The 10304-nt window shown below is 66.3% G+C and carries 8 protein-coding genes; 1 reads left to right on the forward strand and 7 read right to left on the reverse strand.

Translation table 11 applies throughout. From position 1 onward, the window contains the following. Nucleotides 1-36: 36 nt before the first annotated feature. The 7 genes from P5705_RS21095 to P5705_RS21125 form a co-directional block, all read right to left on the reverse strand. A complete protein-coding gene (locus P5705_RS21095; RefSeq protein ID WP_277462846.1) occupies nucleotides 37-1023 on the reverse strand; it encodes a siderophore ABC transporter substrate-binding protein in 987 nt (328 codons plus the stop codon). Next, entirely contained in the window at nucleotides 1020-1802 is a 783-nt protein-coding gene (locus P5705_RS21100; protein WP_277462847.1) for an iron ABC transporter ATP-binding protein, read from the reverse strand. Before P5705_RS21100 ends, P5705_RS21095 begins: the two co-directional genes overlap by 4 nt. Beyond that, nucleotides 1799-2749, reverse strand: a complete 951-nt coding sequence (locus P5705_RS21105) for an iron chelate uptake ABC transporter family permease subunit (protein WP_277462848.1) — start codon at nucleotides 2747-2749, stop codon at nucleotides 1799-1801. Before P5705_RS21105 ends, P5705_RS21100 begins: the two co-directional genes overlap by 4 nt. Continuing rightward, on the reverse strand, nucleotides 2746-3693 hold the full coding sequence (locus P5705_RS21110) for an ABC transporter permease (RefSeq protein WP_277462849.1): 948 nt from the start codon (nucleotides 3691-3693) through the stop codon (nucleotides 2746-2748). Before P5705_RS21110 ends, P5705_RS21105 begins: the two co-directional genes overlap by 4 nt. Next, nucleotides 3690-5459 carry an ABC transporter ATP-binding protein gene (locus P5705_RS21115; RefSeq protein ID WP_277462850.1) on the reverse strand — a complete coding sequence of 590 codons (1770 nt, stop codon included), beginning with the start codon at nucleotides 5457-5459 and terminating at the stop codon, nucleotides 3690-3692. Before P5705_RS21115 ends, P5705_RS21110 begins: the two co-directional genes overlap by 4 nt. Next, nucleotides 5453-7255 (reverse strand): ABC transporter ATP-binding protein, encoded by a 1803-nt coding sequence (locus P5705_RS21120; RefSeq protein WP_277462851.1) that lies wholly within the window; start codon nucleotides 7253-7255, stop codon nucleotides 5453-5455. Before P5705_RS21120 ends, P5705_RS21115 begins: the two co-directional genes overlap by 7 nt. A 139-nt stretch (nucleotides 7256-7394) precedes the next feature. Beyond that, entirely contained in the window at nucleotides 7395-7922 is a 528-nt protein-coding gene (locus P5705_RS21125) for a sigma-70 family RNA polymerase sigma factor (protein WP_277462852.1), read from the reverse strand. Between the two features lie 212 nt (nucleotides 7923-8134). On the opposite strand from P5705_RS21125, the gene P5705_RS21130 reads away from it, so the two are divergent. Continuing rightward, nucleotides 8135-10294 carry a condensation domain-containing protein gene (locus tag P5705_RS21130; RefSeq protein ID WP_277462853.1) on the forward strand — a complete coding sequence of 720 codons (2160 nt, stop codon included), beginning with the start codon at nucleotides 8135-8137 and terminating at the stop codon, nucleotides 10292-10294. Nucleotides 10295-10304: the final 10 nt, after the last annotated feature.

The raw sequence follows: 10304 nt of genomic DNA on the forward strand, positions 1-10304 counted from the left end.
CTGGTTCGCCGGCAAGGCCGGCTCCTACAAAAGGCCTCAGCCGCGGTAGCCCTGCATCACTTCATCCGCCATACGGTCCAGGCAAGTCACGCTGGCGGTGCACAGGTACCAGGTCTGCGCATCGACGAAGACCACCCGGCCGCTGTTCCAGGCCTTGGTCTTGCGCAGCAGGGGGTTGTCCAGGGTCTTCAGGTCGAGCGCAGGGCGGCGCTCCATCACCGCGGTGCGGTCAATGACATAGAGAATGTCCGGGTCGGCCTGCTGGATGAACTCGTTGGAGATCGGCTGGCCGTGAAGACCTGCCTCGATATCGCTGCTGGCCGGCTTCACCCCCAGGGTGTCGAAGACGAAACCGTAGCGCGACTTCACGCCGTAGGAGGTGAAGGCACCATTGTTATGCAGCACGATCAGGGCTTTCTCCGGGCGCCCTTCGGTCACCTTGCGGGTCTGCTCGACCTTGGCCTCCATCTGCGCCACCTTCTGCTGGGCCAGCGCTTCCTTGCCGAAAATGCGCCCCAGGGTGGTGAGGTGCTGCTTGGCCGCGTCGATGAAGTTGCCGTGCTTGTTGTTGAGGTCGACATCGTCGTACACGGTCGGTGCGATCTGGCTCAGTTCGGCATAGTTCTGCGCCTGCAGCGGCGAGATCAGGATCAGGTCGGGCTTGAGCGCGTGCAGGCGTTCGAGGTTGGGCTGGATGGTGGTGCCGACGTCGGCCACGGCCGGGTCGTCGCGGTACTTGCTCAGGAAGCTGGCCACGTAGTCCTTGGCGATGCCCGCCACCGGCGCACCGAGCTGGTCGAGGCTGTCCAGCTCGCTCATGTCGAACGCCACCACGCGCTGGGGCAGCTTGTCGATCACCGTGGTGCCCAGCGGGTGCTCGATGCTCACGGGCTGGTAGGGCGCCGTGGAGGCTTGCGCCTGCGTGGGCGCCTGCGCCGTGGGTTTGTCGCAACCCTGTAGCGCGGTGGCGAGGGCGAAGGCGAGCAGGGTGGCGGTGATCCGTTTTCCGCGGGCGTTGGTCATGTCAGTTCCCTTGATGGCGATGGATTGAAGTAGTTGCAGACGAAACCCCGCTCGCTGCGCAGGATCTCGAAGTCCAGGTCGAACAGCTCGCCCAGGCGCCGCTCGTTGACCACCTCGGCCACCGAGCCCTGGCAGTGCACGGCGCCGCGCTTCATGGCGACGATGTAGTCGGAATAGTTGGCGGCGAAATTGATGTCGTGGACCACCAGGATCACCGTGCGCCCCTGCTCGTCGCACAGCCGGCGCAGGGCGCGCATGATCAGCACGGCGTGCTTCATGTCGAGGTTGTTCAGCGGCTCGTCGAGCAGCAGGTAGTCGGTCTGCTGGGCGATGGTCATGGCCAGGAACGCCATCTGCCGCTGGCCACCGCTGAGCTCGTCGATGTAGGACTGGCGCAGGGCTTCCAGCGACAGGAAGGCGATGGCCTCGTCGATGGCTTGGTGGTCTTGCGTGGTGAGGTTGCCGCGGCTGTAGGGGAAGCGACCGAAGGCCACCAACTCTTCGACGGTCAGGCGCAGGTTGAAGTCCGGGGCCTGGCGCAGGGTGGCCACGCGTTTGGCATAGTCACGGATGGCGATCGACGCGATATCGCGCCCGCCGATGCTCAGCTCACCGCGGGTGGCGGTCTGCAAGCGGGCGATCAGCATCAGCAGGGTGGTCTTGCCGGCGCCGTTGGGGCCGATCAACGAGGTCACCTTGCCCTGGGGAAAGCGCACGCTGACATCGCGCAGGATCGGCTTGTCGCCATAGGACTTGTGGACGTGGCTGAGGGAGATCATGCGGTGCCTCGTGTGCGAACCATCAGCGCGAGGAAGTACACGCCACAGACCAGGTTGATCAGGATGCTGACGGAGGTGTTGTAGTTGAACAGTTGCTCGACCAGGTACTGGGCGACGATGAACAGGGCAATGGCGATGGCGCTTGCCATGGGCAGCGTGACCCGGTGGCGGTGGGTGCGGGCCAGGGTGTAGGTGATGTTGGCGACGAACACGCCCATGAACGCGGTCGGCCCGACCAGGCTGGTGGACAGCGCCACCAGGAGCGCGATCAACGCCAGTTGCAGGCGCACGCTGCGCTGATGGTCGACCCCGAGGGAGATCGCCTGGTCACGACCCAACGCCAGCACATCAAGCACCGGCAGGGTACGCCAGGCAACCAGGCCCACGGCCGCCACCAGCGCGGCCGCCACCATCACCTGCGCCGGCTGGGCCTTGTTGAACGAGGCATAGTTGAAGCCCTGGAAGATGGAAAACTCGCCGGGGCTTATCTTCAGCTGGATGAACTGGGTGAAGGTGGTGATCACCATGCTCAGCACCAACCCCAGCAACAGCAGCAGGTAGACGTTGTTGCGCCCATCACGGAACAGCCAGCGGTGGATCAGCCAGGAGTACAGCAGCATCAGCAGGATCGACAGCGCCATGTTGCCGCCGCGCCCCAGCAGCACCAGGCTCTGGGTGCCGAGGACCAGGATCAGCAGCGCCTGGAACAGCAGGTAGATGGCTTCATAGCCCATCACCGCGGGGGTGAGGATGCGGTTGCCGGTGAGCGTCTGGAACACCACCGAGGCATACGCCACGCAGACCCCGGCCACGCCCATGGCCGCCAGGCGGGTGAGGCGCCTGGGGATCACCCAGGCAAAGTCGAAGCCGGAACCCAGCAGCAGGAAGCCCAGCGCCAGCGCCAGCACCAGCAGCCACAGGCCACGGCGGATCAGCGTGTCGCTCATGGCTTGCTCCTCATCAGCAGCACGAGGAACAACACGCCGCCCACGCTGCCGGCGGTCATGCCGATGGGCACCTCGAAGGGGTAGATCAGCAAGCGCCCGACGATATCGCAGGCCAGCAGCAGCGAGGCGCCGCACAGGGCGACGATGGGCAGGGTGCGTTGCAGGTTCTCGCCGTAATAGATCGCCACCAGGTTGGGGATCACCAGTCCGACGAAGGGGATGGCGCCCACGGTGATCACCGTGGCGGACACCGTCAGCGCCACCAGCAGCAGGCCCAGCGCGGTGTTGGCGGCGTAGTTCAGGCCCAGGCTGCTGGCCATGCCTTCACCCATGCCCAGCACGGTGAAGCGCTGGGCGAACAGGTAGGCCAGCGCCACGATGGGCAGGATCAGGTAGATGATTTCGTAGTTGCCCTGGACGATCTTGGAAAAGTCCCCCAGCAGCCAGCCCTGCATGCTCTGCAGGACGTTGTGCTGGAACGCGTAGAACTCGGCGATGGCGCTGAGCACGCTGCCGTACATCAGGCCGATCACCGGCACCAGCACGGTGTTCTTGAAGCGGATGCGGCGGATGATCGCCACGTACAGCAGGCTGCAGGCGAAGCAGAACACCAGGGCGACGCTCATCTTGGTGAAGGTGCCGGCGGCCGGCAGGGTGGTCAGGGCCACCAGGATGCCCAGCTTGGCTGCGTCCAGGCCACCGGAGGTGCCCGGCTCGACGAAGCGGTTGCGCACGATCTGCTGCAGGATCACCCCGCACACCGCCAGCCCCACGCCGGTCAGCACCAGGGCGGCCAGGCGTGGCAGGCGGCTGGCGGTCAAGGTCAGCCAGGCATCCTCGGAGACGTTCAGCAGGTCGCTCCAGGCCACCTGCTTGACCCCGACCATCAGCGACAGGCCGCACAGCACCACGAACAACAGGACAAGCGAGGCAATGCGCTTCAAGCAGTGCCCTCGCTGACCGGCTCCGCGGCGATGCGCCAACCCTTGGCCGCACGGCGCTGGGCCAGGAAGTGCGCGTACAGGCCGGGTGTTTCGCTCAGTTGCGCGGGCGTGCCCTGCTCGGCGATGCGGCCGTTGTCGAGCACCACGATGTGGTCGGCCATGGCCACCGTCGACAGCTGGTGGGCGATCACGATCAGCGTGCGTTTGCCGCGCAGGCGCGCCAGCGCTTCGGCGATCGCCGCCTGGTTCTCCACATCCAGTGCCGCGGTGGCTTCGTCCACCAGCAGGATCGGCGCGTCCTTGATCAGCGCCCGGGCGATGGAGATGCGCTGGCGCTCGCCGCCGGACAGCCGCGCGCCACCTTCGCCGACCGGCGTTTCCAGGCCTTGCGGCAGGCGTTCGATGATCTCCAGCACGCCCGCCGCGCGCGCCGCCTCGAGCACCTCGGCGTCGGTGGCGTCGGCTTTGCCGATGCGGATGTTGTCGGCGATGCTGCCCTGGAACAGATAGGCGTCCTGGAAGATCTGGCTGATCTGCGCCGCCAGTTGTCCGGCGGACATCTGCCGCACATCCACGCCGCCGACCTTGAGGCTGCCCTGGGTGACATCGAAAAAGCGCGCGATCAACCGCACCAGGGTGGTCTTGCCCGAACCGGAGGCACCGACCAGCGCCGTCATGCTGCCCGGGGCGATCGTCAAGCTGACCTGACGCAGCACCTCAGGCTGGTCGTCGCTGTAGCGGAAGCTCACCCCGTCCAGCTCGACCCCGGCATGGCCTGGCGCGGTCGGCTGCTGCGCCTGTGGCAACGGCTTGACCGCGAACAGCTCGCGCAGCACCCCCAGCTGGCTGCGCGCGCCGCGCAACACCTCGCTGTAGCTGGCCACTTCCAGCAGCGGGTCGATGAAGCGACTGACCAGCAACAGTGCCAGGACCACCGGAATCAACGCGCTGGCCGGCAAGCCGGCGCCCCACAGTTCGCCCAGCCACGCCACGCAGCCGACCAGCAGGGCGGCGAACGCGGCCTGCACCGTCCAGGTGTTGAACACCACCGACATCGCCGAAACCTGAATCAGGCGCTTGGCCGACTGCTGCTGGCGGGCGATGGCCTGTTCGAGAAAACGTGTGCCGCCGTCGGCGCCATTGAAGGCGCGCAGCACCGACTGGGCCTGGGCGAACTCGACCATGCGCTGGCTGGTGCGCGCGGTGTCGGCGTGGAAGCGTTCGTCGGCGCGCTGGCCGACGCGCGCGGTCAGCGCGAACAGGCCGAACAGCAAGGGCAGGGTGAGCAGGGCGATCAGGCCCACCTGCAGGTTCAGGACGAACAGTGCCACCACTACCACGAACGGCGTGATCACCCCGGTAATCAACGGCGTGAAGACATGGGCCGGCAACTGCGCCACGGTCATCATGCCTTGCGCGGTGACATGGTTCAGGCGCGCGGTGTTCTGGGCGTCGAACCAGCCGACCGGCAGCTGCGCGACGTGGTCGCCGAGGCGATGCCGGCCACCCTGGAGCACGGCAACGCCGACGCGGATGCCGGCCTTTTCGACCACACGGCGCAGCGCCCAGCACGCCAGCGAGGCGATCAGCAGCACGCCCAACCAGCGCGTGGCACCCGGCACGTCGCCTGCCAGCAAGTGGCCGAGCACCGGCAGCACGCTGAGAATGGTCAACCCGCACAGCAGCCCGTAGACCAGCGCCTTGACGAGATAGCGATGCAGCACCGGGGCGTCATCGCCGAGCAGTTCGATCAGGGTCTTCAGCATGGCGCCTGCTCCTGTTCCTTGGTCTGTTGGTAGCCGCCCAGCGTCCACAGGCGGGCGTAGTGACCGTTGCGCGCGAGCAACTGCGCGTGGTCGCCCTGCTCGAGGATGCGGCCGTTGTCGAGCACGATGATCTGGTCGGCGTGCATCACCGTGTCCAGGCGGTGGGCGATGACCAGCAGGGTGCGCTGGTAGGCGAAGCGCGACAGTGCCTGCTGGATCTGCACCTCGTTCTCGGCATCGGCAGCGGCGGTGGCCTCGTCCAGTACCAGCACCGCCGGGTCGAGCAGCACGGCGCGGGCGATGCTTACCCGCTGCAGTTCGCCGCCGGAGAGCTGCACGTCCTCACCGACCACCGAGTCGTAGCCGCGGGGCAGGGCAAGGATGCGCTGGTGGATATTGGCGGTGCGCGCCGCCTGTTCGATCTCTGCCTGAGTGGCCGAGGGCCGGCCCAGGGCGATGTTGTCGCGCAGGCTGGCATGGATCAGGCGCACCTCCTGCAGGACGAAACCGATATGCCGGTACAACTGGGCGGTGTCGAGCTGGCGCAGGTCGACGCCACCGAGGGTGATGCGCCCGTGGGTGGGGTCGAAGAAGCGCAGCAGCAGGCGCGCCAGGGTCGACTTGCCGGCCCCTGAGGCGCCGACAATGGCGGTGACGGTACCGGGTTCTAGGGTGAGGCTGATGTCGTCGAGCACCGCGGTGTCGCCGTCATAGCTGTAGCCCAGGTGTTCGAAGCGAATCTCGGCGTCTTTCGCCAGCGTCCGGCCATCGTGCGCCGGGGCGTCCAGCAGCGGCGTGCGCAGCAGGCCGTCCACCCGTTGCGCCGCGCTGGTGGCGGCATGCAGGTCGTGGGTGATGTAGCTCATCAACAGCAGTGGCGCGCACATGCCTGGCGCCACCAGGGCGAATGGCAGGATGTCCACCGGGTGAATCCAGCCCAGGTAGGTGAACAGGGTGCCGAAGGCCAGCACCACGCCCAGCACCGCCACCGGGGTGACCAGCGCATGGGCGTTGGCCATGGCGCTGACCAAGGGCCGGGTGAAGTCGGTGAAGGCCGCGGCGAAACCATCGATCGCCTCGCGGTAGCTGCCGTGGGCCTTGCCCTCGATACCGAAGGCCTTGACCACCGGGATGCCGTTGACGAACTCGACCACCGCGTTGTTGATGCGCCCCATGTGCGCGCCGAACGCTTGCATGTTGGCGCCGCTGGCCTTGGTGGCCCTGGACACGAACAGGAAGAACAGCGGGAACGGCAGCAGCGAGACGATCGCCATGCGCCAGTCCATGGCGAACAGGTAGAGCACCGTGGCCACCACCGCGCCCCAGGTGCGGCCGAGGGTGGTGTAGTAGTGCGCGGTGAGGCTGTGCAGGGTGTTCACATCGTCCTGCATCGCCTGCTTGACCTCGCCCGAGGCGCGGCTGGTGAACCAGCCCAGCGGCACCCTGGCCAGGCGCTGGGTGATGGCCAGGCGCAGCTGGCGGGTGATCCGGTTGTCGGCCAGGTGGGCGAAGGTCTCGCCCAGGGAGATCAGGAGCATGCCGACGAACAGGGCGCCGAGGCTGAGGCCCAGCACTTGCCAGACGCTGGCCTGGATCTGCGCCCAGGGCGCGACGCTGTCGCCCTGGCCCAGCGCCAACTGGCCAATATGGGCGACCCCGGCCAGGGGCACCAGGGTGAACATCGTGCCGACCGCCGCCAGGGTGCCGGCGACGATCAACCGCCCGCGGATCGGCCGCAGTACCTCGGACACCGGATTGGCGACGGTGTGCTCCTTGCTCGCATCGTTGGCGCTCATTCCATCTCCTATGGAAGCAAACTTGACTCTTGCTGTGGCTGCTGTTCGCCGGCAAGCCGGCTCCTACAGGTTCGGCGCTGCTCTCGGTAGGAGCGAACAGCGCGTGCATATATGTATTCCGAACGACCGCGAAAACCCCTCAATGCGATTCATTCAACAGCGCTGGCGAAAACGGTGAGCAACTGCGCAAGGCCGAGGCGATGTACTTCTCGACCGACGACACCGACACCTTCAGCTCAGCGGCGATATCGCGGTGGGCCATGCCGTTGAGCTTGTGCAGCAACAGCGCCTGGCGGCTGTTGGCGGATTGGCGTTGCAAGGCGGCATCGACCGCGACCAGTGCCTCCAGGGCCAGGGCGCGGACCTCCTCGGAAGGGGCCAGGGCTTCGTCACGCTGCATGAGTTCGTCGAGGTAGCGGGCCTCGAGCTGGCGCCGCCGGTACAGGTCGATCACCTTGCCATTGGCGATCTGCGCCAGGTAGCGGCGGCAGTCCTGCGCCGCAGGCACGCAGCCCTTGTTCAGCAGGAGGAGGCAGATGTCGTGGGCCAGGTCGGCGGCGTCGCAGGCATTGCCCAGCTTGCGCCGCAGCAGGTTGCACAGCCAGCCATGATGGTCGACATACAACTGTTCCAGTTGTTGTCGGAGTGCGAACGATCCCTTGTCCACGAACTTCTCCAATACCGCACGAGCAAACAGATTTTTGACTAATGATAATTACTACGATTAGCATCGAAAGCATACGGTGTTGATCAGGCACATGCAACGCAGCCTGACGCCGTTGATCCAGTGCCCGGCATCGCCGGGCGCGACTCCAGGACCGAGGATCGGTCTGTCTGCCCGAATACGGGTTGTACTGTTTGACAAGGCGGAGCAATTCCATGATGGAACTCAATTCAGGCGCGCAGTCCCAGCGACCTGTCAGCGAATTCGAAGAACATGCCTGGCTGCTGCAGCAGCAATTTCCCGAGCGGGTGCTCAAGCACTTCAGTGCATGGCGGCTGGGCGAGGATATCGACCTGGCCAGGCTGCAAGGGGCGATCGCCACCGTGGTCGCCAGCCTGCCGGCGCTCAATGCCCGCTACCGCTTCAATGACGACGGTGAGGTGCAAAAGGTTCACGACAGTGACCCGCAGGCTTGCATCGGTGAACTGACCGTTACCACCGATGCGCAAGCCAGCGAGCGGCTGCTGGCCTTGCAGGCGCAGCCCTGGGACGCCGAAAGCCAGGCGCCGCTGACGGCGCTGGTCATCCGTGGCGGGCAGGCGCCGATCCTGGCCTTCGTGTTGCACCAGGTGCTCGACCAGACCTGCCGCGAGGACGATCTCTACCGCTTGACCATGGACGCCTACGCCGGGCGTCCGGTCGGTGCGCCACACCTGCCTTGGCTGCAGCGCCAGGCGGCAGGCGATCACCCCGACGCCGTGGCGGCCGCTGTGCCAGAGGGCAACGACGCTGACGTCGCCGGGCTCATTCTCGACGAGTTCCGCCGTGCCCTGGGCGTGGCGAACATGACGGCGCAGGACGACTTCTTCGACCTGGGCGGCCACTCGCTGCTGGCCACGCGGATCATCGGCAAGCTGTCGAGCAACCATGGTATCGAGGTGCGCTTCAACGACTTCTTCAGCGCGCCGACCGCCGCCGCGCTGGCCGCGCGTGCACAGGTGCAAGGGCACAAGGGGGGCGCGGCTACCGCCCAGCAAGACGATGTGCAACGAGCACCGTTCGCCCTGGCCCAGGCGTCCCTTGGGCGTGCCTACGCCGCGTTCGAGTTCGGCACCATCTTCAACCTGCCGTTCGCCATGACCTTCCTCGACCCGGTCGACGAGGCGGTGTTCGAGCAGGCGTTTTCCGACCTGGTGAAGCGCCACGCCAGCCTGCGCACCACCTTCCATTTCGAAGGCGACGAAGCCTGGCAGCAGTTGGTGCCGGTCAACCAGCTGGGCCAGTACCAGTGGTTCTGGTCCAGCCGTGAAAGTGCCGGGGCGAACCTGGCCAGCGAGGCCGGGCATCGTTTCGACCTGTCCCGTGAGCTGCCGATGCGCGTGCGCTTCTTCCGTGATCCGCACAGCCAGCAGCAGTCGCTGTCGTTGCTGGTCAACCACATGGCCATCGATGAGTGGTCGCTCAACGTGATGATGGAAGACCTGGCCCGCGCCTACCTCGCACGCGCCCAGGACCAGCTGCCACGCTGGGAAGCGGCCGTGCCGTCGTTCCATCAGTACGCGGTGAAGGAGCTGGCGCGCGGCATCAACCAGCAACACCTGGCCTACTGGACCGATATGCTGCGTGATGCCACGCGTGGCCTGGCCCTGCCGGCCATCGGTGAGCAGGGCAGCGCGGTCGTGGCCGAGGCGTCCACCCGCGCGCAGTGGTTCGAGATCAAGCCCGACCAGGCCATGGTCGACTTCCTGCACGGCTTCGCCCGGCAGAACGACTCGTCGCTGTTCGGGGTGATCTACACCGCCATCGCCCTGGCCCTGCACAAGGTCGGCAACCTCTCCGACCTGGTGATCGGCACTTCGGCCTCGGGGCGTACCGACCCGGCTTACTACGAGACGGTCGGCTACTTCACCACCATGGTGGCGCACCGCGTGCAGTTCGAACCACGCCAGAACGTGGGTGCGCTGATCGAGGGCGTCAGCCGCCTGATCAACGACTCCATGGCCTATGCCGACGTGCCGATGGAGCATATCCAGCAGGCTTTGGGCATGGCTCCGGCGGACGGGTTGCTGTTCGACGTGTACGTGCAGATCCACGCCAACAACGCCTTGAATGGCGCCCTGGTCACGCCCGAGGCGGGGACCATTCGTTACCGGCAGATCGACCCGGAGAAGAATGAGTCGATGTTCGGCATCCAGTTCGAGATCATGGACAACATGATCGATGGCCAGCGCGTACTACGGCTGGTGGTCACCTACCGCACCGATCGCTACAGCGCGCAGCAGATGGCGCGGGTGACCGAGTCCATCGAGGGGGTGTTTGCCCTGTATGCCAGTGAGGGTGGGGCGGCGACGGCGGTCGAGGACGTGCGAGTTTAAGAACGCAGGG

It is taken from the genome of Pseudomonas entomophila, from assembly GCF_029478665.1.
Taxonomy (GTDB): Bacteria; Pseudomonadota; Gammaproteobacteria; order Pseudomonadales; family Pseudomonadaceae; genus Aquipseudomonas; species Aquipseudomonas entomophila_F.

What these genes read in the sequence shown, in the direction of transcription:
- P5705_RS21095 (WP_277462846.1), bottom strand. Translation starts at nt 1,023, where the DNA reads ATGACCAACGCCCGCGGAAAACGGATCACCGCCACCCTGCTCGCCTTC.
- P5705_RS21100 (WP_277462847.1), bottom strand. Translation starts at nt 1,802, where the DNA reads ATGATCTCCCTCAGCCACGTCCACAAGTCCTATGGCGACAAGCCGATC.
- P5705_RS21105 (WP_277462848.1), bottom strand. Translation starts at nt 2,749, where the DNA reads ATGAGCGACACGCTGATCCGCCGTGGCCTGTGGCTGCTGGTGCTGGCG.
- P5705_RS21115 (WP_277462850.1), bottom strand. Translation starts at nt 5,459, where the DNA reads ATGCTGAAGACCCTGATCGAACTGCTCGGCGATGACGCCCCGGTGCTG.
- P5705_RS21120 (WP_277462851.1), bottom strand. Translation starts at nt 7,255, where the DNA reads ATGAGCGCCAACGATGCGAGCAAGGAGCACACCGTCGCCAATCCGGTG.
- P5705_RS21130 (WP_277462853.1), top strand. Translation starts at nt 8,135, where the DNA reads ATGATGGAACTCAATTCAGGCGCGCAGTCCCAGCGACCTGTCAGCGAA.